General features: G+C 39.4%; 26 protein-coding genes. 11 read left to right on the top strand and 15 right to left on the bottom strand.

The features are described 5' to 3' along the window. Window positions 1–5 precede the first annotated feature (5 nt). The 3 genes from KMW37_RS19680 to KMW37_RS19670 are packed head-to-tail and all read right to left on the bottom strand — an operon-like array spanning window position 6 to window position 1,600. Window positions 6–614: a thioredoxin family protein gene (locus KMW37_RS19680; RefSeq protein WP_215226352.1), complete on the bottom strand. Its 609-nt coding sequence runs from the start codon at window positions 612–614 to the stop codon at window positions 6–8. 36 nt (window positions 615–650) lie between these two features. Next, window positions 651–1,070 carry a YkvA family protein gene (locus KMW37_RS19675; RefSeq protein ID WP_215226351.1) on the bottom strand — a complete coding sequence of 140 codons (420 nt, stop codon included), beginning with the start codon at window positions 1,068–1,070 and terminating at the stop codon, window positions 651–653. An 8-nt stretch (window positions 1,071–1,078) separates the two neighbouring features. After that, window positions 1,079–1,600 (bottom strand): DUF7935 family protein, encoded by a 522-nt coding sequence (locus tag KMW37_RS19670; protein ID WP_215226350.1) that lies wholly within the window; start codon window positions 1,598–1,600, stop codon window positions 1,079–1,081. Between the two features lie 104 nt (window positions 1,601–1,704). Between KMW37_RS19670 and KMW37_RS19665 the strand changes: the two genes are divergently transcribed. Together KMW37_RS19665 and KMW37_RS19660 are read left to right on the top strand one after the other, a co-directional pair. After that, entirely contained in the window at window positions 1,705–2,025 is a 321-nt protein-coding gene (locus KMW37_RS19665) for a HesB/IscA family protein (RefSeq protein ID WP_215226349.1), read from the top strand. Window positions 2,026–2,034: 9 nt separating this feature from the next. Next, window positions 2,035–2,538, top strand: coding sequence for a DUF6265 family protein (locus KMW37_RS19660; RefSeq protein WP_246581576.1), 504 nt, complete (start codon window positions 2,035–2,037; stop codon window positions 2,536–2,538). Here the strand turns inward: KMW37_RS19660 and KMW37_RS19655 are convergent. The 4 genes from KMW37_RS19655 to KMW37_RS19640 are packed head-to-tail and all read right to left on the bottom strand — an operon-like array spanning window position 2,533 to window position 5,200. Continuing rightward, window positions 2,533–2,994: a DUF4268 domain-containing protein gene (locus tag KMW37_RS19655; RefSeq protein ID WP_215226348.1), complete on the bottom strand. Its 462-nt coding sequence runs from the start codon at window positions 2,992–2,994 to the stop codon at window positions 2,533–2,535. The two genes, KMW37_RS19660 and KMW37_RS19655, sit on opposite strands and share 6 nt — an antisense overlap. Then, window positions 2,995–3,360, bottom strand: coding sequence for a dihydroneopterin aldolase (folB, locus tag KMW37_RS19650; RefSeq protein ID WP_215226347.1), 366 nt, complete (start codon window positions 3,358–3,360; stop codon window positions 2,995–2,997). Next, on the bottom strand, window positions 3,360–4,289 hold the full coding sequence (locus KMW37_RS19645) for a DivIVA domain-containing protein (protein ID WP_246581575.1): 930 nt from the start codon (window positions 4,287–4,289) through the stop codon (window positions 3,360–3,362). The genes folB and KMW37_RS19645 overlap by 1 nt, the downstream gene beginning before the upstream one ends. A 2-nt stretch (window positions 4,290–4,291) precedes the next feature. Continuing rightward, entirely contained in the window at window positions 4,292–5,200 is a 909-nt protein-coding gene (locus KMW37_RS19640; RefSeq protein WP_215226346.1) for a WD40 repeat domain-containing protein, read from the bottom strand. A 39-nt stretch (window positions 5,201–5,239) separates the two neighbouring features. Here KMW37_RS19640 and KMW37_RS19635 point away from each other — a divergent pair, with 39 nt between their 5' ends. Both KMW37_RS19635 and KMW37_RS19630 read left to right on the top strand, forming a co-directional pair. After that, window positions 5,240–5,869 carry a 4'-phosphopantetheinyl transferase family protein gene (locus KMW37_RS19635; protein WP_215226345.1) on the top strand — a complete coding sequence of 210 codons (630 nt, stop codon included), beginning with the start codon at window positions 5,240–5,242 and terminating at the stop codon, window positions 5,867–5,869. Between the two features lie 48 nt (window positions 5,870–5,917). Further along, window positions 5,918–6,502 (top strand): redoxin domain-containing protein, encoded by a 585-nt coding sequence (locus KMW37_RS19630; protein WP_215226344.1) that lies wholly within the window; start codon window positions 5,918–5,920, stop codon window positions 6,500–6,502. Here KMW37_RS19630 and KMW37_RS19625 read toward each other — a convergent pair. The 3 genes from KMW37_RS19625 to KMW37_RS19615 form a co-directional block, all read right to left on the bottom strand. Continuing rightward, on the bottom strand, window positions 6,499–7,344 hold the full coding sequence (locus tag KMW37_RS19625) for a transglutaminase-like domain-containing protein (protein ID WP_215226343.1): 846 nt from the start codon (window positions 7,342–7,344) through the stop codon (window positions 6,499–6,501). The two genes, KMW37_RS19630 and KMW37_RS19625, sit on opposite strands and share 4 nt — an antisense overlap. Window positions 7,345–7,411: 67 nt before the next feature. Further along, window positions 7,412–9,037, bottom strand: coding sequence for an acyl-CoA carboxylase subunit beta (locus tag KMW37_RS19620; RefSeq protein WP_215226342.1), 1,626 nt, complete (start codon window positions 9,035–9,037; stop codon window positions 7,412–7,414). A gap of 178 nt (window positions 9,038–9,215) precedes the next feature. Next, a complete protein-coding gene (locus KMW37_RS19615) occupies window positions 9,216–10,016 on the bottom strand; it encodes an N-acetylmuramoyl-L-alanine amidase family protein (protein WP_215226341.1) in 801 nt (266 codons plus the stop codon). Window positions 10,017–10,080: 64 nt separating this feature from the next. Between KMW37_RS19615 and KMW37_RS19610 the strand changes: the two genes are divergently transcribed. Continuing rightward, window positions 10,081–12,837, top strand: a complete 2,757-nt coding sequence (locus tag KMW37_RS19610) for a putative LPS assembly protein LptD (protein ID WP_215226340.1) — start codon at window positions 10,081–10,083, stop codon at window positions 12,835–12,837. Between the two features lie 18 nt (window positions 12,838–12,855). Here the strand turns inward: KMW37_RS19610 and KMW37_RS19605 are convergent, their stop codons facing one another. The 3 genes from KMW37_RS19605 to KMW37_RS19595 form a co-directional block, all read right to left on the bottom strand. Continuing rightward, window positions 12,856–14,070 carry an arginine deiminase gene (locus KMW37_RS19605; protein WP_215226383.1) on the bottom strand — a complete coding sequence of 405 codons (1,215 nt, stop codon included), beginning with the start codon at window positions 14,068–14,070 and terminating at the stop codon, window positions 12,856–12,858. A gap of 211 nt (window positions 14,071–14,281) precedes the next feature. Continuing rightward, the gene (gene lysS, locus KMW37_RS19600) at window positions 14,282–16,000 is read right to left on the bottom strand and encodes a lysine--tRNA ligase (protein ID WP_215226339.1); all 1,719 of its coding nucleotides are present in this window, start codon (window positions 15,998–16,000) and stop codon (window positions 14,282–14,284) included. A 20-nt stretch (window positions 16,001–16,020) separates the two neighbouring features. After that, window positions 16,021–17,208: a proline dehydrogenase family protein gene (locus tag KMW37_RS19595; RefSeq protein WP_215226338.1), complete on the bottom strand. Its 1,188-nt coding sequence runs from the start codon at window positions 17,206–17,208 to the stop codon at window positions 16,021–16,023. A 542-nt stretch (window positions 17,209–17,750) separates the two neighbouring features. Here KMW37_RS19595 and KMW37_RS19590 point away from each other — a divergent pair. From KMW37_RS19590 to KMW37_RS19565, 6 genes are all read left to right on the top strand, one after another. After that, window positions 17,751–18,854, top strand: a complete 1,104-nt coding sequence (locus KMW37_RS19590) for a chorismate mutase (protein ID WP_215226337.1) — start codon at window positions 17,751–17,753, stop codon at window positions 18,852–18,854. A gap of 30 nt (window positions 18,855–18,884) precedes the next feature. Further along, window positions 18,885–19,922, top strand: coding sequence for a 3-dehydroquinate synthase (gene aroB / locus KMW37_RS19585; RefSeq protein ID WP_215226336.1), 1,038 nt, complete (start codon window positions 18,885–18,887; stop codon window positions 19,920–19,922). Further along, complete coding sequence (locus KMW37_RS19580; RefSeq protein ID WP_215226335.1) at window positions 19,919–21,142, top strand: 3-phosphoshikimate 1-carboxyvinyltransferase; 1,224 nt, start codon at window positions 19,919–19,921, stop codon at window positions 21,140–21,142. Before aroB ends, KMW37_RS19580 begins: the two co-directional genes overlap by 4 nt. 152 nt (window positions 21,143–21,294) lie before the next feature. After that, a complete protein-coding gene (locus tag KMW37_RS19575; protein ID WP_215226334.1) occupies window positions 21,295–22,134 on the top strand; it encodes a prephenate dehydratase in 840 nt (279 codons plus the stop codon). 2 nt (window positions 22,135–22,136) lie between these two features. Further along, the gene (locus KMW37_RS19570; RefSeq protein ID WP_215226333.1) at window positions 22,137–23,297 is read left to right on the top strand and encodes a pyridoxal phosphate-dependent aminotransferase; all 1,161 of its coding nucleotides are present in this window, start codon (window positions 22,137–22,139) and stop codon (window positions 23,295–23,297) included. A 10-nt stretch (window positions 23,298–23,307) separates the two neighbouring features. Beyond that, window positions 23,308–24,156 carry a prephenate dehydrogenase gene (locus tag KMW37_RS19565; protein WP_215226332.1) on the top strand — a complete coding sequence of 283 codons (849 nt, stop codon included), beginning with the start codon at window positions 23,308–23,310 and terminating at the stop codon, window positions 24,154–24,156. On the opposite strand, the gene KMW37_RS19560 is transcribed toward KMW37_RS19565, so the two are convergent. Then, window positions 24,153–24,935, bottom strand: a complete 783-nt coding sequence (locus tag KMW37_RS19560; RefSeq protein WP_215226331.1) for an ABC transporter substrate-binding protein — start codon at window positions 24,933–24,935, stop codon at window positions 24,153–24,155. The two genes, KMW37_RS19565 and KMW37_RS19560, sit on opposite strands and share 4 nt — an antisense overlap. Before the next feature lie 539 nt (window positions 24,936–25,474). After that, entirely contained in the window at window positions 25,475–25,945 is a 471-nt protein-coding gene (locus KMW37_RS19555) for a type I restriction enzyme HsdR N-terminal domain-containing protein (RefSeq protein WP_215226330.1), read from the bottom strand. Window positions 25,946–25,976 lie beyond the last annotated feature (31 nt).

Raw genomic sequence — 25,976 nt, 5'->3', positions numbered from 1 at the left:
TTTATTTAGCTTAACAACGCAACAATCTCTTGTTCAAGTGCTTTATTTTTATCTTTTGCGTACCAAAGATGGATTTTCTTTTTAAACTCTTCTGATGAAACTCCCTTTGGATCCCTTTTATGATCTAAAATCATTTCTTGCAACTCCTTAGGCCTTGGTCCCCATTCAAACATTTCTTCCAAATCCTCAGCATCTAAAGCTATTAATTTGGGAATGGACCTTCCGCCATTGGTCAAATATTCGTCCATGACGGCTAGATTTTGATCACGCAAAATATACCTCACTTCAATTCCATCAGTATAAGAGGCCAGTTTTTCAAAATAAGGAACAATCTGAGCTGCATCTCCACACCAACCTTCAGTAATCACCAGCCATATTTGTTTTCTATCTATTAACTTTACAAGATGAACAGCCTCTTCACTTATCTTTGCGGTCTTATCCCACCTTTTCATTCGCTGGATATTCAATCGGGTAAAGTCCAACATTCTTTCAGAATGATCTTCACCTGTGGTTTTGTTTTCTACTAATAGTTGGTCAATTAATTCCCGATATTGGGCGTAATTCATAGAGTTTGCAACCACCTCTGGTGTGATTACGGAAATTAAGTTACTCATATCATCCTGTTTACTTTCAGGACCAAACGTAATCTATTAAATCTTGGTTCTCTCCCAATCCAAAAAGTTTTGGATATCATGCTGTATGCTTTTTGTGATAGCCAAAAGAACAGAAAGATCATCCAAATAACCTAATCCAACAATAAAATCAGGAATCAAATCCAAAGGCATAACAAAATACAATAAGCCCAGCACCAATAAGGCCAGGGTCTTGGATGAGAAGCTCCTGTACTCATTATTACAATAAGCTTTGATCATTCGAATAATTACCGAAATATATAATTTCACTTCTTGAACCGTTGGATTTTCAGACACAGCCTGTAGCTTATCACTGACCTTGTGAATAAGGTTCTCCAGTTGCTCTTTACTTCTCACAATTTTCTCAGCTTTGGACTGATATAGTCCTTTGGCTTTATCCAATAATCTACTTGGTTCCAGATTCCTGTATCTTTTCATATTGTTATTTAGAAATAAACCCTGATTTCTGATTTCACTTGTTTAAGTGCAAAAGAGATGCCATCATTTTTTTGCTCCAAGGAATGCTGAAACACCCTTTTGGCCAATTCAACGCCCTTTTCATCTGGATTTACTTCCTGCATGGAGCGATTGACCAAAGTCACTACTTCCTCCACTGCCGTCTTGACACTCTCCCAGGTATCATCAGAAAAATAAATCTGCTGTGCCATATTGTGGTTAAACTCTTCTCTAATCTCGCTCAATAGTAATCCATGAAGTTCACGGGCAGAATAGGGCTGATTGTTCACCCTTCTCACCAAATTATTTGGAGTTAATCGCTCTAACAACAAACAAAGACGCTCACCTGCCTGCAAGCGCAAGGGAAGTATCACATCTGAATTTCTAGTTTTTAAAGCAATTAATTTAGCTTCTCTCTCTTTTGACAAAAAAGACACCACTACTAAATACATTCCGTAAATCACCAATCCAGCAGGAAGGATGATCTTCATTAGTTCAACAAAATACTCCATTTACTTAATTTGATTTATACTCGAATATCTAAAATATTTCAAAGAGAAGTTGATTATTTGTGATTATTTTTGAACTAATGAATCACAAAGAACATTAATCAGGCATGTTAATACCGATTACCATTACAGATAAGGCCCAATTAGAGATTAAAAATATCATCGATCATAAAAACATCCCCACAGATTACGCCTTAAGGGTGGGCGTAAAAGGAGGAGGCTGTGGCGGCATGTCCTATGCTTTGGGATTTGACAAAGCTAAGGAAGGTGACCAGCAGTTTGAATTACATGGCATCCAAGTCCTCATTGAAAAAAGACACGTCATGTTTCTGATGGGAATGGAAATTGATTTTTACGAAGGCAGTGAAGCCAGAGGCTTTACCTTTGTCAACCCTGATATCCCCAAACGACATGATGTAGAAGATTAAACCAAAATCATGATGAAAAACACCCTACTTTCCATATTATTCATTCTTGTAAGCCTCTTTTATTCCCAAGCACAGGAAGTCATTTTACAGGAAAAAGGATTTGAAGCTGCAGGAGCTGAAATTGCAGATTTGTCTTGGATGGTGGGGTATTGGAAGGGCCCAGGGCTCAATGGAGAGTGCGATGAGCTTTGGATGCCAGCCCAAGACAATTCTATGATAGGTGTTTTTCGCTATTCAGAAAAGGGCAAACTCATCTTCACAGAATACATGGCCATTGAAGAAGAAAAGAGAAAGATAAACCTAAAAGTCAAACATTTCAGTGCCAATTTTTCACCTTGGGAGGAAAAAGACCATTGGGTCAATTTCCCGTTAATAAAAATTGAAGGACAAACAGCTTATTTTAATGGATTGACCATTCAAAGATCGGGTGATAAAATGACCATAAAACTGGTCATGGAGCATAATGGAGCATATTCCGTTACCACTTTTGAATATGATAGGTTTGAATTATGAAAGTCCTTCAAAGGCAGGTTTGACGTTGGACCAAAACTCATCTAATGCAATGATCCTAGGTTTGAGAAATGAAATAATATCCGACCACTTATCCTTATCCATTACATTGACCCCATCCAGTCTTTTCTCTATTTTCGAGGTAACCTTCCCGTAGTCATCTATTGCATGAAGCTCCCATTCCCACTCCTCCTCTAGAGTAGCATGTAATATTTTCCTAAAAGATTCAAATTGCTCAAAAACCAATTCCTGCAATTCGGTATCCTTATGGTTGATCTCGATCCCAATGGAACAAAAGCCTCTTTCTGCTTTCATCCTGAAGAACACTTGGCTGACATGGGTTTTATAATTCTGCCAATTGACTCGTCCACCTTCGGCTGATGGGACTGGTTTCATATATTGCCCAAAGGCTGTCCAAAAGTCTTTCTTGGTCTTTGTAATTTCTGCTCTCTTATACACTTATTGATAATCTTCTGGATAGGAAACTTTTACCACAGAGTAATTGACTACCCCACCAAGGGCCGGGTTATGTTTTTTAATAATGATATCCACCTGCTTCAAATTGGGGTATACTTTTAGGATATCCTCTATCATTAAATGTCCCAGGTGCTCCAATAAATTTACAGGCTCCTCCATATGGGATTTTGCAATCTGGTAAAGCTTTGAATAATCCACCGTTTCGGTCAGGTCATCCTCCAACATGGCCTTCCTAAAATCCGTGTCTACATGGATATCCACTGTAAATCTGTTTCCCAGTTTTTTCTCCTCTGAAAAAAAACCATGGAAAGCATGGAATTCAATCCCTTCTAATGATACTTTTCCCATTAATCAAATTGGTCAAAAAATGATCCGCTAGTCTTTTTATTATCTGTGATTTCTGGTTTTTCTTCCTTCTTTTCTGGCAATATGCTCTCTTTGTATTTTGAGGTCTCATCCGCATCACTAGGTAATTCATCTTTCACCTGCGCTTCATTAGAAGATGTATCCTGCACTTCTTTGTTGGTTGGTTCCTGTTTTTCAGTTACAGGTTCAATTTCTACCGATTTCACCTCTTCATGCAAGTCTTGGGCTTCTATAGTTGCTGAAGGCTCCTCTTTTTTTGTTTCTATGACAAAAGTATGTGATTTCTCCTTAGGCATTGAAACAGCTTTCTCTTCCTCGGCTTTAAAATTTGGCATCTGCCTGCTCAATTCCTTTACGGCCTTGGTGTGCACTTCCATTTTGATCCGCTTGATATCCTCTTGGGATTGCTTCACATTTTCAAGACTATCAGTAGAAAGGTTCTTTAAGTTTCTTATTACAATCTCCCTTTGAGCCAACAGGTCTTCATAACTTTTCACCAGAGAGTTCACCTCGGCTTTTAGGTCCTCCACTATGTTTTTGGCCCTTCCATCGGCCTCATCGATGATATTTCTTGCTTTGGACTTCGCCTCAGAAATCATTGCATCAGCATTCATCTGAGCTTCTTTGAGAATAAGTTCCGCCGTTTTATTTGCTTGCTCAATCATGCTAGCCCCAGTATCTTCTGCAGCCTTTAGCGTTTTAAAAAGTGAATCCTCCACTTCCCTGAGTTTGGCAGATTCCTTTTCTACCTGATCAAGTTTGATTTTCAACTCCCTTTTCTCATCCATTTCTTTTTCCCATTCCTGAGAAAGAGAAACCAAAAAAGAGCTTACTTCATCTTTATCGTATCCACGAAAATTTTTCTCAAAGGATTTTTGGCGAATTTCTAATGGTGTTATTTTCATATGCATGATTAAAGTTCTACTTCCCAAATGGATATGGTACGATCATCACTAACGGCAATAATTTGCTGACTGTACCTACTCCATAGTACCTTATTTACGGATGTACCATGCCCTGCATGCCGTGATTTATCAATCACCTTTTTCAATTGAAATGTAGCACTTTCCCAGAGCTTGATGGACTTGTCCATACTACAAGTTACAAAATATTTGCCATCTTCACGAAAGTCCAAATAGTTGATGGCATACATATGTGCCACAATACTTTCCTCCTCCTGATATTGTCCCGTTTTCCAGATTTTGAGATGTGCATCACGGCCACCACTTATCAAAAATTTCCCATCAGGAGAATAGGATAAAGCAAAAACTGAATTTTGGTGCCCATCCAGTTTTGTAATTGGGGAGAAATCCTTCAGATCAAAAATCTTGACAGAATTATCGCTTGCACCAACTGCCAAATGCCCTTTCTCCTCATCAATATCCATTACACGGATATTTTTTTCTCCTAATTTAATGTGTTTGACAATGGAACGTTCATTGATATCCAATATAGTAATAAGCCCTTCCCCTGTTCCTACGAATACCCGGTCCTCATAAACCTTAATATCGAAAATGGACTGATCGGTCATTTTCAGGGACCAAATCTCACGATTAGTATTTAAATCTATTACATGAACTCCCTCGAAATTATGACCAATAAACAGCAGATTACGTTCCTTATCCACCTCCAAAGCATACACAGAATGTGGAAGTTTGGCGATCAATTTCCCATCCTTGGGTGCATCAAGATCCCATTGTACGACCATCCCATCACCTGCTCCGGTATAAAAAAACCTAGGATTCTTACCTTCTGCCAAGGCATAAATACTATCATTATGACCTGTTAAGGTATATAGTTTACTTACTTGAATTTTTGACATATATTGCACTTTCAACATCATACTCACCACACCAGCCCAATGCAAGCAAAAATAGAAAAAATTAACCCTTTATCGGCCTTGGCCGTCAAGAATATTGACGAACAGGAAAATAAACCCGTGGACTTCCTCAGCTTTAGGGAAAAGCTTTCTTTCGCCAATATCAGTCACCCGGAAAAGAAAAAGGAATGGAAAGGGGCCCGTTTGGCCATCAAAACAGCCTTAGACACCATCAACATGAGCTACCCTGGATTTTATAAGGATGAGCATGGCAAATCCTATCCCATGGACGGTTATGGAAATGTCTCCCTTACCCACACTCAAGGCCTGGCCGCTGCAATTTTCCATAAAGAAATGCCAGTAGGTATAGATTTGGATTATGTCAAGGAAAAAGTGGTAAGACTAGGACCAAAATTCTTGGACCCCTCGGAGATTGAATTCCTTAACAATGACCCCATATTATACACTATAGCATGGTCTGCAAAGGAATCCATCTTTAAGTGCCAAGGAAGAAAAGGCATCAGTTTAAGGCAGCACATTCTGCTTAGTCCCTTTAGTCTTGAAGACAATATCATCAAGGGGAAAATCCATGGTACTGACTTTGCTAACCACTATTACACTGTAAAAGTAGAACGAAAAAACGACCTGGTTTTAACTTATACTATCTGGTAAATAGTCCTAATATTCCAACTTTTTCGTAGTTTAGGAAAAAGACCAGGTATGAAAAGAGTTCAAATACTAACTTTTGCTCTTGCTTTTGTATTTTTTTCCATTCAAGCCCAACAATTGGAAAAAATTGAATTGGAGGATATTACCATGTCTGCAAGTTTTAAATTAAAAGATCACCAAAAGGACAAAGCCCTTGTGCTCATCTTCACCTCTAATGACTGTCCTTACGCCAAGCTTTATGAAGACCGAATCATTCAGCTTCAGAAGCAATTTGGTGATAAAGGCATTACATTCGCATTGGTAAATCCATATGCTGGTCAATCCGAAGAGGAAAGTTTGAATCAAATCAAATCAAAGATCAGTCAGAAAAACATTGCTTTCAGCTACTTATCTGACCCAAACCAACTATTGACCAAGCAGCTAAAAGTCACCAAGGTACCTGAGGCATTTGTGCTCATCCCCAGTCCTACAGGCTTTGGAATAGCCTATCACGGAGCCATTGATAACAATCCGCAAGCCCCACAAAGCGTTACCAAAAATCATTTAGAAATTGCCTTGAACCAAATTCTTAAAAAGGAAAATCCAATGCCCACCTTTGTCAGGGCCATAGGATGTAACGTCAAAGTGCTTAATTAATTCTCTTCTAGGATGGTTAGCAACTGCCTTACCTCCTCTACCTTTTCAGGTTCGCTCAATTTTTCAAAAGAAACAATCAGGTTTCGAAGACTGCGCTTAACAATATCAACATGGCTACAAGGCTCAAAAAACTCCTCCTTCGGTTCGATTTTCAGATGCTCTAAATAGTTATTGATATCCTGACGACTAAATATTAGCCCTTTATTGAAAGCATTGATATAAAAAGTAGCCTCATTAGACTTGTAAGTTAGCACAAATAGATTGGGCAAATTCACTCCATAAACTGGCAATCCAAGCTTTTTCGCCACCAGATAATAGATAGAACAGAGACTGATAGGATTTCCCCTTCTGGTATCTATCACATTACTGATCATGCTGTTTGCCGGAGAATGGAAATTTTTGGTATTAGCAGAAAATTTCAATTGGTTAAAAAGCACATTATTAATCAACCGAACTTGATCATAGGGAGAAATATCTGTTTTAAAGGATGTCCATACGTCAAAATATATCTGGTGCATTTCTGAATTCAATGATTCAAAATCCAGATCGGGGTACTGATAGGTATTGATAATCCATAAGCCCTTCAACAAATCCTTATCCTCAGAATCTTTCCATTCCACAAGTCTCTCTTTTAAAAGTGAGAACTGAAGTTCATGAACCAATTCCTCTATCTCCTTCTGCAGTTCTGGATTAAAGCTACTCTCCCATTTCTCCTCCAAGAAAGGAATTACATCATTGCCCAAAGAAATGATTTTATCCTTCACATGTTCTTTAACCTCCCTGTCTGAATCATCCAATAAGGAAACCAATGCATGCAGTTCTTTTTTACTTAGCTTTTCCATAACCGCTCTATAGTGGGACGTTATATCTTAGGGATATTTATACTTTAATTTACGCCCAAATTTACGATCAAGTTTGAATAACTCCTACATTAAATCGCTCTGTAATTGGAGCATGATTGGCAGCATCGATTCCTTTTGCAATCATAGATCGGGTATTTTTTGGGTGAATAACTCCATCTACCCACAATCGAGCAGCTGCATAATAAGGACTTAGCTCCTCATTGTATTTATCGGTTATCTCCTTTAATAATTTGGCCTCTTCTTCCTTGCTTATTTCTTTTCCTGCTTTTTTCAATGAGGCCACTTTGATCTGCAAGAGGGTTTTTGCAGCGGAAGCCCCACTCATCACGGCCATTTGAGCTGTTGGCCAGCTAAAAATCAACCTGGGATCATAGGCTTTCCCACACATGGCATAATTCCCCGCACCATAGGAATTCCCAATAATCAAAGTAAATTTAGGAACAACAGAATTGGCCATAGCATTGACCATTTTGGCGCCATCCTTAATAATTCCGCCATGCTCAGCCCTGCTGCCCACCATAAAACCACTCACATCCTGAATGAATAATAAAGGGATTTTTCGCTGGTTGCAGTTCATGATAAATCTAGCTGCTTTATCGGCAGAATCTGAATAGATCACTCCACCCATCTGCATTTCTCCCTTTTTGGTCTTGACCATTTTTCGCTGATTTGCAATGATGCCGACAGCCCAACCTTCAATTCTAGCTGTTCCACAAACTAAGGTCTGACCAAATCCGGGCTTGTATTCATCAAAACTGCCAGCATCTATTAGACAGTCCAGAACTTCATGCATGTCATATGGTTTCACCCTATCTGTTGGAAAAATCTCAAATAGTTCTTCAATGCTCTTGCTTGGTCCCTTGGCTTCCACTTTGTCAAAACCAGCTTTATCATTAGCCCCTAGTGTACTGAAAATCCCCTTGATAGCCTCCAGGCAATCTTTATCATCTCCATATTTGTTATCGGTAACACCAGAGATCTCACAATGGGTCGTAGCTCCACCCAATGTTTCATTGTCTACAGTCTCTCCTATCGCCGCTTTCACCAGATAAGACCCTGCCAAAAAGATGGAACCAGTTTTATCAACAATCATTGCCTCATCGGACATTATGGGCAAATATGCTCCTCCTGCCACACAACTCCCCATGATAGCCGCAATCTGCACTATTCCCATGGAAGACATTTTCGCATTGTTTCTAAACTGCCTTCCAAAATGCTCCTTATCAGGAAAAATCTCATTTTGCTTGGGCAAAAACACACCTGCACTATCCACTAAATATATTATGGGCAATCTGTTTTCCATGGCTATTTCCTGCGCACGTAGATTCTTTTTTGCCGTCATGGGAAACCATGCACCTGCTTTGACGGTCGCGTCATTGGCCACTATCACACACATTCTACCGCTCACTTGCCCGATACCAGTGATAACCCCTGCTGAAGGACAGCCACCTTCTTCCTCATACATCCCGTCTGCTGCCAAAGCTCCTACTTCCAAAAAATGGACTCCCTCATCCAATAAATAATCGATTCTCTCTCTAGCTGTCAGCTTCCCCTTTGCATGTTCCTTGGCTATCCTCTTTTCTCCGCCCCCTAGCTTTACCTGCTTGATTTTTTCCTGCAGTTCCTTTACTAGAGACAAATGTTTTTCTTGATTGGTATTGGTTTTATCCATGGGTTATTATTCTGATTCAAACATTCTAATTGACACAAAATCATTGACTATTTTTCCAAAAAGTCCTTATCTCAATATAGAAAAAATCAAATGATTTTATGTATTCTCCATTGGCACAAAACAAAAAACCGACCATTTCTGATCGGTTTGTAAATGATTCATTAAACAACAGGACAAATCATATCGCCTCTATTTCCTGCTTATATGCCTTAATGGACCTATAAATTGCAGAGGCTAGATAAACCTGCCCGTTTTTACTATTCAAATACTTTTCTTCATTCGAATTCGACAAGAAGCCTGTTTCGATCAATATACTCGGCATACTGGTCGTCCACAACACATAAAGAGGCAATTGCTTCACACCTCTACTGTGCCTATTTAGACGAGTTTTAAAATCACGCTCCACTTTCTGCGCCAAAGAAAGGCTATTCGCAAAATAGGCTTTCTGCATCAAGTTAAACATCATATAGGATTCAGGCGAGTTAGGTTCAAAACCTTCATAATTCTCCTTATAGCCATCTTCCATTAGGATCACCGCATTTTCTCTCTTTACCACATCAAAATTTCGTTCAAAATGATTGGCCCCCATCACATAAGTTTCGGTACCGTAGGCATTGGAACCTCTAACAGCATTACAGTGAATGGAAACAAACAAATCCGCTTTATTCCTGTTGGCGATATTGGCACGTTCTTTTAACTCTATAAAAACATCGGTTTTTCGGGTGTAAATTACTTCCACATCAGGCAGATTCTTTTCTATATAATCACCCACTTTTAATGCAATGGACAAGGCCACATCCTTTTCCCTTGAGGTCCTTCCACTGGTGCCAGGGTCTTTTCCACCATGCCCCGCATCAATTACTATCCTCCTGAGTCTAAACTCCCGCTCCCGTTCGCCTGCTGGAGAAAAGGCAGTTAGGAATGATACTAAGGTCAAGAAAGAAATTATTACAACATTTTTAGCAGTCCTTGGTTTCATAAAGATTAATAACGTTAACTTTACGCAAAATTTATAAATTTTTGAAGTAAATAGAAGTAAATCGGTGCAGAATATTAAGGTAGCCTATCTTTCCTTCATCTTAATTATAATTTCTCTACACTGCTCTTTCGCGCAAAGGACGCAAAAGAGGCCCAAGGAAAAAGAAATTATAGCACCAGATCTTACGCCAATTTCTGATACCATCCCTCCTATTTTAGTGGATAGTCTCGCTTTGAACGACACTATCCCCATAACTGACACTACAAAGGTTGTGCCCAAAGGGGATATCCAAACTACAATAAAATACGCTGCCCAAGACAGCATACTTTCTGATTTCACGCAAAAAAAGGTTTACCTATACAACCAGGCTTGGTTCGAATATGGCAATATCCGACTGGATGCAGACTATATCGAGATCAACTGGGAAACCAACGAACTTTACGCCTCAGGTGTCAAGGATTCCACAGGGGCAGTACAGGGAAGTCCCTTGTTCAAAGAAGGAAACAGCTCATATGAAATCCGGAAGGACATGCGCTACAATTTCAAAACGCGCAAGGCCATTATTTCGGATGTTGTCACCGAACAACAGGATGGACTATTACGTGGAGAAATAGTCAAAAAAGACGATGAGGGCAATGTATACCTTAGCCATGGCTATTATACCACCTGTAATTTAGCTGAGCCACACTGGCATATTTCATCCAATAAAATCAAATCAGTAAGCGGAAAGCAAACCATATCCGGACCATTCAATTTCTATTTTAATGGAATTCCTACGCCTGCGGGTCTGCCATTTGGTTTTATACCTGATCAAAAAGAGGAGCAAGTTTCTGGAATTATTATCCCTTCATATGGAGAAGAAAGACGTAGAGGTTTCTTCTTAAGGGATTTTGGCTACTACTTTGCCTTTAATGATTATATCCACTCCAGGCTTACTGGAGAGATATTCTCCAAAGGAGGCTACGGAGTAAAAGCCGCCACAGTTTACAAGAAAAGATACCGTTTTAACGGAGGTTTCAATATCGATTTCCAACAGTTTAGAAGTCCTGAAACGGATGAAACACCATTGGATTATACCACCTTGTGGGTCAACTGGAGCCACAGCCCCGAATCACGGGGAAACTCCAGGTTCTCAGCTTCAGTAAATGCTGGCTCAACCAACTATAACAATCTGGTGGTCAATCCTAATAACTATATGAGAAACACCAACTCTGAATTCACTTCCAATATTTCATATAGCAAAACATTTACAGGAACTCCCTTCAGTATGTCGGCCAATTTAAGGCACTCCCAAAATGTTCGTACTGAAGAAGTACGCTTGATCCTTCCTGATATTTCTGTAAACATGAACCGTCAAACGCCGTTCAGGAACTCAAAATTTGAACCTTTAAAAACACTGAACTTTGCATGGAACTTTAATGCCCAAAATTCCATCAACAACAAAGTAGTCCAACAGCTAGGTGTGGAGCAGGAGTCCTTACAAGACGAGGTTTTGGATGAAAACACCAATCCAGATATTATCCCATTTACTTGGGCCAATCTTCCTAAATTAATGAAGCAGGCTGAAAATGGCTTCAGGCATACGATACCAGTATCTTCCAATTTCACCCTATTTAAATATTTCACAGGTACTGCCAGTTTCAATTATAATGAGCTTTGGTACTTTGATAGGATCAACTATTTTTACAATGCACCTGAAGAAAGGGTTGACAGGATATTGGAAAAAGGCTTCAGCCGTGTAGGCCATTACAGTACTTCTTTTAATATGGCTACTAATATTTATGGGTTTTACACATTTGGTGGCAAATCCAATCTTGAAGCTATTAGGCACCATATTCAGCCTACTATAGGTATGTCCTTTACTCCAGACTTCTCAGATCCAAAATATGGTTATTACCAAAGTGTTCAGGTGGATGAAGAAGGAAACGAACAATTATATAGCAGATTCCAAGGTTTCCTTTATGGAGGTGCTCCTAGAGGTGAATCCAGGTCCTTGAACGTTTCTATTAGAAATACCCTTGAAGGAAAGAAAAAAGTAGAAAATGACAGCACTGAGGCTGAAAGCAAAAAATTCCCCCTACTGCAATCGCTTAACCTTTCGACCAGTTATAATTTTGTAGCAGACTCATTCCAGCTCGCTCCAATTAATATGAGCACAAGGACCTCCTTCTTTGACAATAAAATCTCAGTAGCTATTTCTGCTACACTAAACCCTTATGCTACTACGACCTACTTGGACAATGATGGTAACACCCTTACCCGTAAGATCAATGAATATGCTTGGAATAACGGTCAAGGAATCGGTTCCATTAGTCGAGCCAACTTAAATTTAAATGGCAGTTATAATCCAAGAGGTGTAGAAAAAACTCCAGCAGACACAAGGGAAGACCTTACCAATGAATTTCTGGAACAGGGCGGACAGTTGAATGACTTTGTTGAAAATGAAATCAATCGGATTTCAAATGACCCAAGTCAATATATAGATTGGAGCATTCCTTGGAATATCAACTACAGCTACAACCTTAGCTATAGCAAAAGTGACAGAACCGGTAACACCAATATCACGCAGGCAATAAACCTTTCTGGTGATGTGAGCTTTTCAGAGAAGTGGAAGGTTAACTTCAATACAGGATATGACATTTCCACCAGCAAGATCACGCAATCCATGATAGGAATTGCGAGAGATCTACACTGCTGGCAAATGAACGTAAGCTGGATTCCTTTCGGTACTTTTACCAGCTACAGCATTGATATCAGGGTCAAAGCCAGTATCCTTCAAGACTTAAAAGTATCTAGGAGAAGATCCTTCTTCGACCAATAAGCAACTAGATATTCTGTCTTAAATTTTAGCTCTACTAAGTGGCATGGTCATACACCTTGGTCCACCAAGGCCTCTGGACAGTTCAGAAGAAGGTATATCCAAAACCTCCACCCCTGCATCTCTCAAAGCCCTGTTGGTATGTTTATTTCTGCGATAAGAAATAACCTTTCTTGGCCCAATTGCAAAAACATTGGCCCCATCATACCATTGCTCACGCAAGGCATAATCCTTATTGCCATTGCCCATATGGATAATTTCCAAATAAGGAATCTCTTTTTCCAAAACCGTCAGTAAAGACTCTTTCAACACAGTCCGCTTGATATGAACCTGATCCCCGTCATTACTCTTTAAGGTATACAAGGAAGTTTTAAGTACGGCCTCCAAAGCATCCGGATAGGTTAGAACTAAGTTTTCGTCAAGCACGGTGAAAACGGTATCCAAGTGCATGAAATTTCTTTGCTTGGGAAGATGCACCTCATAAACCCTTTCCACTGTCCCCTCTGACAAAAGTGACTTCGCTACATGGTAAATAGCTTTTTCATCTGTTCGTTCAGAGTTGCCTATGGCTACTGCTTTTTTGGATAAAACAATCACGTCCCCCCCCTCAATACAAGCAGGAGTATTATGCCCGTCAATAGGATAAATCTTATTGACCTTATCTTTAAACTCTAGGTGATTTTCAAAAATAGCCCGAATGACATTAGCCTCCCTCTGCCTTCCTTCCATTTTCATACTAGAAAAAATCATGCCCCCAGGTGTCAAAGCTGCAGGGTCACGCTGGAAATATAGATTTGGACAGGGTGGAATAATAAAGGCAAAATCCATCAAGTCTTCCAAAGGTAGTTTGGTGATTTTTCTTTTGAGCTCATGAACCTTGATCCCAGCAATAAGAGCTGTGGCACATTCAGAAGTAGATAGTCTACCCAAAATACTTTCTGTATACTGGGAAAGCCTGGAAAAACTCAGTGCTTCTTCCATCATATTATAAAGCACCTTTTCATCAGCCATAGTCTCCATTAAAAGCTCATGAAGCCCTAAAACCTTTGCTCCTGTTGTCTGCTTGATTATATTGGTAAAATAATCATGCTCCAACTGCATGGCCTCCAAATAAGGAACATCTTCAAACAATAAAAGCTCCTTATTATAAGGTGTCAACCTATCAATTTCCTTACCAGGCCTGTGCATCAACACTGCCTTCAAAGTGCCAAATTCCGAATTTATTCTTAAATCAATCATTTTCGAAGAAACATATTGTAAATCAATTAATAATATAACTTCTTATTTAATAAAAGAGAAAAAAACACTCGTGATTTTTATCAATACGGTAATCAAATATAAATCCTATCTCTCTTTTCTATAAATAATACAGCCCTCTCTAAAAATTGGACATAAAAAAACCGAGCAGCTAAGGCTCGGTTCTCTGTTTAATATATTCAACTGTTAATTAAGCCAGCCAGCTGGCTACATCCTCCTTGCTAGGATTATTGGCTTTTAACTTCAGTTTTTTCCTTCTTCCACACACATCATTGAATAACTTATTGACATCTTGTTCCTTAAGTTGATCAATGGTATGAATATTTAGATCACGAATGGCTGGAACCAATTCAGGGTCAATTCCTAGTGCTACGAAATCCTCATCTGTGGCAATCTTCACTTTCTTCTCTGGTCTCATTTGAGGGAAGAACAGCACCTCCTGAATGGTTGATTTATTAGTAAGCAACATTGTCAATCGGTCAATTCCGATTCCCAAACCTGATGTAGGAGGCATACCATATTCCAAAGATCTCAAGAAATCCTCATCCATGGCCATCGCTTCATCATCCCCTCTTTCCGCCAGCTTCAACTGATCTTCAAATCGCTCCCTTTGATCAATAGGATCATTAAGCTCTGTGTAGGCATTGGCAATTTCCTTACCATTTACAAACAGCTCAAATCTCTCTACCAAGCCTTCTTCAGTTCTGTGCTTCTTGGCCAATGGAGTCATTTCAATTGGGTAATCAGTGATATATGTTGGCTGGATCAAATTAGCCTCTACCTTCTCTCCAAAAATCTCATCGATCAACTTACCTTTACCCATGGTATCATCTACCTCAATCCCCATATCGGCACATACCTGACGTAATTCCGCTTCATTCATTTTGCTAACGTCAACTCCAGCATATTCCTTGATGGAATCAAACATGGTCAACCTTCTATAAGGCCCCGCAAAATCGATCACATTTTCTCCAACCTTCACTTTAGAACTTTCATGAACAGAAAGGGTAACTTTCTCCAAAAGATCCTCTACCATTTCCATCATCCATATATAGTCCTTATAGGCAACATAGATCTCCATTGAAGTGAACTCTGGATTATGGGTTCTGTCCATTCCTTCATTACGGAACATTTTTCCGAACTCATATACACCATCAAAACCACCTACGATCAAACGCTTCAAATAAAGCTCATTGGCAATCCTTAAATATAAAGGCATATCCAAGGAATTATGGTGAGTTCCGAATGGCCTTGCTGCTGCACCACCATGTACAGCTTGCAAAATCGGCGTCTCCACTTCTAACCAACCATGGTCATCAAAATATCTCCTCATATTGGAAATAATTTTAGACCTGGTAATGAAGGTGTTCTTCACTTCAGGGTTAACGGTCAAGTCTACGTAACGTTGACGATACCTCAATTCAGGATCAGTAAACCCATCAAATACATTACCTTGCTCATCTCTCTTCACCACCGGTAGTGGCTTAACTGACTTAGAAAGCAAAGTAAGTTCAGTCACATGAAGTGAAATCTCACCTGTCTGAGTAGTAAAAATATATCCTTTTACTCCTATAAAGTCTCCAATTCCCAAGAGCTTTTTAAAAACAGTATTATAAAAGGTTTTGTCTTCACCCTGACAAATATCATCCCTTCTCACATAAATCTGTAATCTCCCTGAAGCATCCTGGATTTCAGCAAATGACGCTGACCCCATAATCCTTCTGCTCATCAAACGACCAGCTATAGAAACATCCTTATAGTCATTTTTATTATTTTCATAATTTTTATGGATGTCCTTAGAAGTGACATTTACAGGAAACTTAACAGCAGGATATGGGTCTACCCCCAGCTTTATCAAGGCTTCCCTGTCTTTTCTTCTTTCTATCTCTTGTTCGCTCAGTAATTGCATAGACTTGGATATATTTATTTTTATTTTTTAATGGATGCTCTTCGCGCCATTTCTTTTTTTATCAATTCAAACTCTCTACTGCTCTGTCCAGAAACACTGGTGTTTTCTGCAGCTCTTCTATATAGATAAGGCATTACTTTTTCCACAGGACCATAAGGCACATATTTAGCCACATTGTATCCTGCAAAAGCCAAATTATAGGAGATATTATCACTCATACCGTAAAGCTGAGCGAAAAACACCCTATCATCAGATGGTTTAACACCATGCAAATTCATGAGCTCTGTCAAAATGATATTACTCAATTCATTGTGGGAACCGCTTACCAAATAAATCCCCTGCTTATTTTCCATACAGAATTTAAGCGCATCATTATAGGAATTATCTGAATCCTCCTTGGTATCGTTGATTGGACTTGGGTAACCTTTATCTTCAGCTCTGTCTCTTTCTTTCTCCATATAAGCACCCCTTACCAATTTGGCCCCTATATAATAACCTCTCTCTTCTGCCTCAGCATAAGCTTTCTTTAAAAGCCCCAACATATCCTTACGATACATTTGGTAGGTGTTATAGACAATGGCTTTTTCACGATTATACTTTTCCATCGCCTCGTAAGCCATTTCATCAATCACATCTTGAAACCAACTCTCTTCCCCATCAATCATGATCCTTACATCATATTCATGGGCAGCTTTGCATAAACTGTCTACCCTGGCCTTTGTTTTTTCAAAAGCCATAGCTTCCTTATCAGAAAGTTCCTTACCTTCCTGTACCTTGGTCATAATCTTGGAGGATCCTAAACCAGTTACCTTGAACACCGTGAAAGGTATTTCCTTTGCTCCAGCAGACCTCCTAATGGTACTGAGGATTTCATCACGTGTAAAATCATAACTTTTTTCTGTCCCTTTCCCCTCAACAGAGTAATCCAGAATAGTACCTATTCCATATTGCTCTAACTCCTTGATGGACTTTTTACAATCATCAATGCTCTCTCCTCCACAAAAGTGGCCGAACATTGTTTTTTTCATGATCCCCTTTACCGGCAACCTCAGCTTAAATGCTACATCTGCTAGGCTAGTCCCCAGCTTCACAGCCATATTACTGTCCATGACGGCAAAAATAAGATACATTTTTCTGAGCTCTACATCCGTCCTGGACGCAAAAGCTATTTCTGTGTTTTCAAAAGAAATATTGGGCTTAGTATTCATCTTTTTGAATCAAGGTGCAAATATATTAAAAAAACGTCTATTGACTTTATTTTTATACCTTATAAATAAGTCGCAAGAAACTTGCCATCCTAAACTAAAAACAATCTCTTTAATCCAATCCATTTATTCGCTTTCCCCTCATCTCCAACACTTTTAAAATTCCAACCAAGCAATTCACAAAAAATCAAAACAGGATTTCTCAAAATCTAAACTCAAACCGCTGAAAACAATAGATAATATTGAAACTCGCCAATACAATTACCTTAAAATAATTGGCATTTTTTAAGGTATTCATAATGGTAAGGAGGAAAAAGTATAATATTATGAAAAATTAATTCATGTTTTATTGGTTATTTAAAATCCAGCTCTTAATTTTGGGACAATGATTAAACAAGCAGCTACATATTTTATCTTTTTTTTCTTTTACTTTCGACCTCAAGGCCGAATCGGAGCTGCTTATTGTCTGGATAAAAAATAAAATTCATACATAAACCAAAAAGCCCGATTCGAAAGAGTCGGGCTTTTTTATTTCAATCAAACAAATGAAAGATCACTTAAAAACGTCAGAATGGGGCTTAGGACTTAACGGTCATGTAATTATCGCTGGTCCTTGTAGTGCAGAAACTCCAGAGCAAGTTGAAAAAGTTTGCCTGGAAATGAAAAAAGAAAACATAATCCCTTCAATGTTCCGTGCTGGAATCTGGAAACCAAGAACCAGACCAGGAAGCTTCGAAGGTATTGGTGAAGATGGTCTTAAGTGGATGGAGATTGTAAGAAATCACCTTAACATCCCTATTACTACTGAAGTTGGTAACACTGCTCACGTTGAGTTAGCGCTTAAGCACAAAGTTGATGTGCTTTGGATCGGTGCCAGAACTACAGTAAACCCTTTTGCTGTTCAGGAAATCGCCGAAGCCCTTAGAGGTACAGACATTCCTGTAATGGTTAAAAATCCAATGAACCCAGACCTTCAACTTTGGATCGGTGCTTTGGAAAGACTTCACGCAGTAGGTATCCACAAGCTAGCTGCCATCCACAGAGGATTCAGCGATGCTTACGATAAGCGTTTCAGAAACAAGCCAAACTGGTCCATGCCAATCCACTTGAAGAGAGAATGGAAAGGCATGGAAGTGATCAATGACCCTAGCCATATCGTAGGTAAAAGAGATGGTATCTTGGAAGTTTCACAAAGAGCTATCAATTTCGGACTAGACGGTTTGATGATCGAAACTCACCACGATCCAGACAATGCTTGGAGTGATGCAAAACAACAAGTAACTCCTGCTCAGTTGAAAGAAATCCTTTCTAAAATTGATTTCAAAAACACCTTGGATTCACAAAATCCAGATGAGCAACTTAACGACCTAAGAACTGCTGTAGACCACTTGGATGATCAATTATTGGATCTATTCGCTGAAAGATTCTCTGTGATCGACCAAATTGGTGCTCACAAAAGAGAACACAAGCTTACAGTATTTCAGTCTGACAGATGGAAAAACGTAATGGAATCAAGAACCGAGAAAGGCGTTAAGAAAGGTATGAGTGAAAAATTCATGAAAGAATTACTTTTCACTATTCATGAGGAGTCTGTAAAAAGACAAGAAAAACAACTTAGAGAAGGTGACGCTGTAAAAAAAGAAGCGTAAAAAATTATTTATATATAAAGTATCAATCCCTTGGAATCAATAATTTTCTCGACTCAAATTGCTGCAGACCTAGAGCGGTATCTAAAAACCAAAAGTTTTTCCAAACTAGGCCTAATAGCTGATAGCAATACCTATCAAGCTTGTTATCCACTGATCCAGGAAATCCTCCCAGAACATGAGCATTTCCAATTCAAAGCTGGAGAGGTCAACAAAACCTTGACCACCTGCACCGAAATATGGCAATGGATGACAGATTGTGGATTTGACAGAAAATCACTGATCATCAATTTAGGAGGTGGAGTAACTGGAGATATGGGTGGATTTTGCGCCAGCACCTATAAACGCGGCGTAAAATTCATCAATATCCCCACCTCCCTTCTTTCCCAAGTGGACGCCAGTGTAGGCGGAAAACTTGGGGTAGACTTTAACGGCTTCAAAAACCATATTGGTGTTTTTAACGAACCTGAAGCCGTTATCATTTCAGATGTCTTCCTAAAAACGCTGCCCTTACCTGAATTAAGATCTGGCTACGCAGAAGTAATCAAGCACGGTTTGATCCAAAACGCCAATTATTTCAATTGCCTAAAACTTGACAATTGGGAAAACCAAAGCTGGAAGGACATCATCGAAAAGTCAGTACAAATCAAAAAGGAAGTGGTCACCAAGGACCCTAAAGAGGAAGGCCTAAGAAAAATCCTCAACTTTGGCCATACTGTAGGCCATGCAGTAGAATCATTTTATCTGGACACAGAAAGACACCTTCTCCACGGAGAAGCCATTGCCATAGGAATGATCGCTGAGGCATATCTTTCTCATCATCACATCAGATTGCCCAAGGAAGATCTTGACACCATCACCGAAACATTATTCAAAGTTTTTGGCAAGGTGGAAATTCCAAGTGAAGACCTGGAAACCATTGCCCAACTTTGCTTTCAGGACAAAAAGAATGATGGACAAACCATCAACTGCTCCCTACTGAAAAAAATAGGTGAATGCGATTATAATATAGCAGTAAGCCTTGAAGACATCATCTCTTCTTTGAATTTTTACAATTCACAACACCCATGAACAAAATCACATTAAGCACCAAAGCAAGCTTTGGAGAAGTAAACATCCCTTTGCCATCTTCAAAAAGTGAAAGCAACAGGGTTTTGATTATTGATGCCCTCACCAAGGGGGGAAATCACATTACCAACCTAGCTGAAGCCAGAGATACCCAAACAATGATCCGGCTATTGGAAGAGGATCCGGAAATTTTGGATGTCTTGGATGCGGGGACCACCATGAGGTTTTTGACTGCTTATGCGGCACTAACCAACAGAAACAAAACTTTGACCGGTACACCTAGAATGTGCGAACGTCCAATTGGCATACTAGTAGATGCACTAAGAAGCCTGGGAGCTGAGATAGAATATAAGGGCAAGGAAGGCTATCCCCCAATGGAGACCAAAGGATTTTCCAAACAGTTGACCAACCATATAAAAATCAGAGGAGATGTCAGTAGCCAATATATCTCTGCTTTGATCATGAATGCCCCCCTACTTCCTGAGGGCCTAACCTTGGAATTGACGGGAAAAATTGGGTCTAGAACCTATATAGAAATGACCCTGAAATTGATGGAGCAATTTGGCATCCAATACAGTTTCGAAGAAAACATTATTAAAATTGCTCATCAAGATTACCATAACACGAATTTTGCGGTAGAAAGCGATTGGTCGGGAGCCAGTTATTGGTTCAGCCTCTTAGCTTGTGCAGATGAAGGGCAGTTCTTCCTTAAAGGACTTAAAAAAGACAGCCTTCAGGGAGATTCAAAAATCGTGGAAATCATGGATCGCCTTGGTATCAACAGCGAATTTAACGAAGAAGGAATCCTATTGACAAAAAAAGCAGTCAGCGGCTTGGAAAGTTTTGACTTTACCCACTGCCCTGATTTAGCTCAAACCGTGGCAGTAACCTGCGCATTGATTGGGCAGACCAGCAAATTCACCGGACTGGAAAGCTTGAGAATCAAGGAAACCGACCGTATTCATGCCCTTCAACAGGAATTGGCCAAATTTAACGCCAAATTGGTAGAGGGAGAAAATGAGGTCTTCACGCTTATTCCTTCCACAGGTATACCTGAAGAGGTCAATATCAGCACTTATGATGACCACAGAATGGCCATGGCCTTTATGCCATTAGCGACCAAAACCAAGGTCACCTTTGATGATAAGGAAGTTGTCAACAAATCCTACCCGAGCTTTTGGAAACATTGCCAATTGGCCGGACTGGAGACCATATTAAAATGATTGCTGCCTGACCTAACAAGTCAGGCAGTTTTCTTTCATGTCATTTTTTATGGAATAAAGACATAAATTGTTTTTGACTTTCTGGCATCCTTCATCTAATTTCACAACAAAAAAATTAGCGGTTCACCGCCCAATCCACAACAACTACAAAATTGAAAGCAACCCAAGAAAAAGTAGCCATACAAGGTATCAAAGGTTCTTACCATTATCAGGTGGCCCGCACTACTTTTGGCCAGGAGGCAGAAATATTGGAATGCCTGACCTTTGCGGAACTGGTCAGAAAAATCACAAGTGAGGAAGCCACTATCGGTGTACTCGCGTTGGAAAACTCCATTGCAGGAGCGATTCTCCCTAATTATGACCTTATGGACAGAAACAACCTGAGGATCACCGGAGAATTTTACCTGCCCATTTCCCATCAGTTAATGGCTTGGCCAGGGCAAAGCATCCAAGAAATCCAAGAGGTCCGCTCCCATCCAATGGCCTTATTGCAGTGTAAAGCTTTCTTTGAAAAGTATCCGCATATCCGTTTGGTAGAAGATCTGGACACTGCTTCAGTGGCTAAGACCATCCATGAGGAAGAGTTAAAAGGAGTAGCAGCCATTGCAGGAAAATCAGCAGCAGAATTTTATGAATTGGACATTCTGGCTTCAGATATTCAAACCATCAAAAACAATATCACCCGTTTTTGTATAGTCACTAAGGACAAGGGACAGGTACCTGCAGAAGGTTTTGACAAGGTTTCCCTAAAATTGGTCATCCAAAATGAAAAAGGAAGCTTGGCCAAAGTGCTCAATATTATGAGCGAAAACAATCTTGACCTAACTAAAATCCAATCCCTACCGGTTATTGATAAACCATGGCATTATGCCTTCTTTATTGATTTAATTTTTGAAAAACTTTCCGATTATCAGTTAGCCATGCAAAAAATACAAGATGCAGGCCATCAGATAAAAATAATGGGAGAGTACAAAAACACCAAAATTGCCTAAACATGATCCAAGCAGCAAATCGCCTGAATAAGGTCAAAGAATACTATTTTTCCAAAAAGCTTAGAGAGGTGGCCAGATTAAAATCTGAGGGCCATGACATCATCAATATGGGAATAGGAAGCCCAGACCTTCCGCCACACCCATCTGTAATAGAAGCACTAAACAAGACAAGCCAGCTGGACAATGCCCATGGCTACCAAAGCTATCAAGGAGTTCCTGCCCTCAGGGAAGCCATTGCTGCATTTTATGAAAAACATTATGGAGTCAGCCTGGACCATGCCCATGAAATCCTACCCATGATGGGATCTAAGGAAGCCATCATGCACATTTCTATGGCTTACCTGAACCCGGGGGACAAGGTTCTTATTCCTAATCCTGGCTACCCTACCTATACTTCGGTAACAGAATTGGTGGGAGCTGAAGCAATATATTATGACCTTAAGGGAGAAAACCAATGGCTGCCAGACATGGATCAGCTAGAGGAATTTGCTAGCAAAGGAATTAAATTGATGTGGATCAATTACCCCCACATGCCTACAGGTGCCAATGCTAGCAAAGAGACATTAAAACAGTTGGTAGATTTTGCTAAAAAACACCAGATTCTTTTGGTCAATGACAACCCTTATAGCTTTATCCTCACCAAGGAACACATCAGCATTTTAAGTATCGAAGGTGCCAAGGAAATCGCTTTAGAATTGAACTCCTTGAGCAAAACCTACAATATGCCGGGCTGGAGAGTCGGCATGCTCTGTGGAGATAGCCACTTTGTAAAGGAAGTATTAAAGGTAAAAAGTAATATGGACTCAGGTATGTTCCTAGGCATTCAACAAGGTGCCATTGCGGCTTTGAACCTTGACAATTCCTGGTTTGAACAAATGAACGATATCTACGAAAAACGTAGGGCTCTAATATGGAAGCTAGCGGAAAGAATAGGCGCTTTTTGTGACAAGGAAAGCTCAGGGATGTTCGTTTGGGCCAAGCTAGCAGACAAAACCGATCCTCATTCCTTAGTGGATAAACTGCTGTACGAAAACCAAATATTCATTACTCCGGGAGACATCTTTGGCAGCAATGGAAATGGGTATATAAGATTTTCACTTTGTGTGCCTGAAGACATTATCCAAAAAGCATTTGACAGAATAAACAGCGCTTGGACCAAATAAATTGAGAAGCATGAGGAAAATACATATAATAGGACTTGGCCTCTTGGGCGGCTCATTTTCACTGGGCTTAAAATCAGTACTTCCCGACCTCACTATTACGGGTATGGACCATAATAAAACCCACCTGGATCAGGCGCTCAAACTAGGGATCATCGATGAGGTAAAGGAAAGCCCTGACCAAGACACCGATATCGTTGTGGTGGCCATTCCAGTAAATACTATTATTCCAGTTCTCAAAGATTTATTGGACAAAGTGAGCGACCAAACCCTAGTAATGGATTTTGGTTCAACCAAAGAAAACATATGTACAAGCCTTAGTGATCATCCCAAGAGAAAAAACTTCCTTGCCGCACATCCTATAGCTGGTACGGAATACTCTGGCCCCCAAGCAGCATTTCCTGATTTGTTAAAGGAGAAAATCATGATCCTTTGCGAGATGGAAAAAACCGATCTCCACCTTAAAGCAAAGGCCTATAAGGCCTTTGAAGCCTTGAACATGAAAATCAGGTTCATGGAACCTCATGACCACGATAATCAACTGGCTTTTGTCTCCCACCTTTCACATATCAGCTCTTTTATGCTAGGAAAAACAGTGCTTGACAAAATGCAGGATGATAAAAACATCCTTGATATGGCAGGAAGTGGCTTTGCTTCTACTGTAAGATTAGCCAAAAGTTCTCCAGAAATGTGGTCTCCTATTTTGCAAGAAAATAAGGACAATGTACTTGAAGCCCTTAATGGTTATATCAAAAATCTAACTGAGTTCAGGGACCTTTTAGCCTATGAGCAATTCGAAGATCTTCGTAAAAGCATGAAAAAGATCAATCAGATCGGGGAAATCCTAGATTTCAAAAGTTAATTCAAACTGTTTTTTAAAGAATTAAAGTAAACCGGAGCATACCGTAAACGGCTACCATACCAGGAAAACATTTCACCATCTACCAAAACAGGCTTGGCATTTGGGAACCTATCCTTAAAGAAGTCCATATGTTTTTCTTTGAAGGGAAACGGCTCAGAACTTAGCAAAATATACTCCGGGTCCAGGTCTTCAATATCCTGAATTTGAAGACTTGGGTACCTTTCCCCTCCGAGCACATTCCTAAACCCTATCATTTCCAGCATATTATTTATAAAAGTATTTTGACCAGCTCCTATAAATGGATCCTGCCAAATAAGATATAATACAGAACCTTTAATCTTTTCCAAATCTTGGAATGAGGATTTAATTTCGCCTACCAAATTTTGTACAGCCTTCCCACTGCCAGTAATCTCCCCTATGGATTCCATCATTTCATAAGCATTGGACAAGTCATATATATCACTCATCCAAACAGGAAACTCCTTTTCTAATATTTCTATCCCCTCTTTATAGTTCTCTTCTTTATTGCCAATGATCAAATCGGGTTGAAGGGAACGAATAGTATTAAACCTAAAATTCTTGGTCCCACCAATAATTGTCTTTTGCTGCTTTAGCTCCTTGGGATGAACACAAAATTTGGTAAGCCCCACTATTTGATCTGATAAGCCCAAGTCTATCAATAATTCCGTCTGCGATGGCACCAGTGAAATAATCCGACTTGGTTGCTTGACAATCTTTACCTCTCGGCCCATTTGATCCTTGTAAAGTTTTTTCTCCATTTCTAATAAATCTCTTCAAATCAAAAAACTACCTGTTCCCAATGGTTTATATAAAAACATAAAACCTAACACTTATGCTGAAGCTCAAATAACACGATAAAATCAATAAAGACCAAAGCCCCTCCATAAAGGTTCCAGTCCTTTAATTGTGAAATATTATGGCACAAAAAAAATCCCTGAAATATCCAGGGATTTTTTCAATACCAATTAACCGCATGAAGATTTTTTTCGCTCCTTTTAATCAGAAAATCCATTTTGGAAATTCAGAGTACAAGCTTGCTACATTTAACGCTTTCGAAAAACAAGTTTATCAAAAGGAGACATGGCACAATTTACAATAAAAAAGTATACAATTAAATTTTTCTTTCAATTTATTTACTATTTTTCTTCGTTTTATTTCTTTAACAAAAAGACAAAGGAAAAATCTGTTATATAAACGAACATTCTCCCAAATTGACTGGACACAACAATTCCCATCACCCCTTCATAAGGAACCAATTTCTCCATGATAGATAATGAAATAGAAGTTTATAATCCCACTAGATAAAATCGGGAAACTCTTGGATCTGCTTATAGGAGCCAGTAGTATGATTATACTGAAGGCAGATATGTTGTATGCCATTGCTGATCGCCATAAACTCTGCGCCAATGGTCTTATTGTAGACACATACCTGTTCTACCACATTTTGGTTTAACTTCACTTCTGGGGCTTTACATTCAACCAAGAAAAAGGGCTTACCTTGCCTATTGAGTACCAAAATATCAAAGCGCTTGTTCAGCTTATTATATTTCACTCCCTTTTCAAGGGAAAACAAACTTTTAGGATACTTTTTATAAGCAACTAAATAAAAAATGATATGCTGTCTTACCCATTCTTCGGGAGTCAAAACCAAATATTTCTTTCTTAATGAATCAAAAACACATAACTTTCCATTTTCAGAAGAAATTTGAAAGTCAGTTGTAGGCAAATTAAGTGGTTTATTCAAAAAAGGGTAATCAGCTGCTGTCATGCTACAAATATCACTGCTTCAAAACGGAAAT

It is taken from the genome of Echinicola shivajiensis (assembly GCF_018642165.1).
GTDB lineage: Bacteria > Bacteroidota > Bacteroidia > Cytophagales > Cyclobacteriaceae > Echinicola > Echinicola shivajiensis.
The sequence above is the reverse complement of the archived record's forward strand: the minus strand, read 5'-3'. Positions and strand labels throughout refer to the sequence as shown.

Coding starts and splice junctions, on each gene's coding strand:
- KMW37_RS19670 (WP_215226350.1), bottom strand. CDS start 1,600: ATGGAGTATTTTGTTGAACTAATGAAGATCATCCTTCCTGCTGGATTG.
- KMW37_RS19615 (WP_215226341.1), bottom strand. CDS start 10,016: ATGAAACCAAGGACTGCTAAAAATGTTGTAATAATTTCTTTCTTGACC.
- KMW37_RS19680 (WP_215226352.1), bottom strand. CDS start 614: ATGAGTAACTTAATTTCCGTAATCACACCAGAGGTGGTTGCAAACTCT.
- KMW37_RS19625 (WP_215226343.1), bottom strand. CDS start 7,344: ATGGAAAAGCTAAGTAAAAAAGAACTGCATGCATTGGTTTCCTTATTG.
- KMW37_RS19665 (WP_215226349.1), top strand. CDS start 1,705: ATGTTAATACCGATTACCATTACAGATAAGGCCCAATTAGAGATTAAA.
- KMW37_RS19595 (WP_215226338.1), bottom strand. CDS start 17,208: ATGAATACTAAGCCCAATATTTCTTTTGAAAACACAGAAATAGCTTTT.
- KMW37_RS19635 (WP_215226345.1), top strand. CDS start 5,240: ATGCAAGCAAAAATAGAAAAAATTAACCCTTTATCGGCCTTGGCCGTC.
- KMW37_RS19570 (WP_215226333.1), top strand. CDS start 22,137: ATGATCCAAGCAGCAAATCGCCTGAATAAGGTCAAAGAATACTATTTT.
- KMW37_RS19675 (WP_215226351.1), bottom strand. CDS start 1,070: ATGAAAAGATACAGGAATCTGGAACCAAGTAGATTATTGGATAAAGCC.
- KMW37_RS19630 (WP_215226344.1), top strand. CDS start 5,918: ATGAAAAGAGTTCAAATACTAACTTTTGCTCTTGCTTTTGTATTTTTT.
- lysS (WP_215226339.1), bottom strand. CDS start 16,000: ATGCAATTACTGAGCGAACAAGAGATAGAAAGAAGAAAAGACAGGGAA.
- KMW37_RS19590 (WP_215226337.1), top strand. CDS start 17,751: ATGAAAGATCACTTAAAAACGTCAGAATGGGGCTTAGGACTTAACGGT.
- KMW37_RS19580 (WP_215226335.1), top strand. CDS start 19,919: ATGAACAAAATCACATTAAGCACCAAAGCAAGCTTTGGAGAAGTAAAC.
- KMW37_RS19555 (WP_215226330.1), bottom strand. CDS start 25,945: ATGACAGCAGCTGATTACCCTTTTTTGAATAAACCACTTAATTTGCCT.
- KMW37_RS19560 (WP_215226331.1), bottom strand. CDS start 24,935: ATGGAGAAAAAACTTTACAAGGATCAAATGGGCCGAGAGGTAAAGATT.
- KMW37_RS19620 (WP_215226342.1), bottom strand. CDS start 9,037: ATGGATAAAACCAATACCAATCAAGAAAAACATTTGTCTCTAGTAAAG.
- KMW37_RS19660 (WP_246581576.1), top strand. CDS start 2,035: ATGATGAAAAACACCCTACTTTCCATATTATTCATTCTTGTAAGCCTC.
- KMW37_RS19640 (WP_215226346.1), bottom strand. CDS start 5,200: ATGTCAAAAATTCAAGTAAGTAAACTATATACCTTAACAGGTCATAAT.
- KMW37_RS19645 (WP_246581575.1), bottom strand. CDS start 4,289: ATGCATATGAAAATAACACCATTAGAAATTCGCCAAAAATCCTTTGAG.
- folB (WP_215226347.1), bottom strand. CDS start 3,360: ATGGGAAAAGTATCATTAGAAGGGATTGAATTCCATGCTTTCCATGGT.
- KMW37_RS19565 (WP_215226332.1), top strand. CDS start 23,308: ATGAGGAAAATACATATAATAGGACTTGGCCTCTTGGGCGGCTCATTT.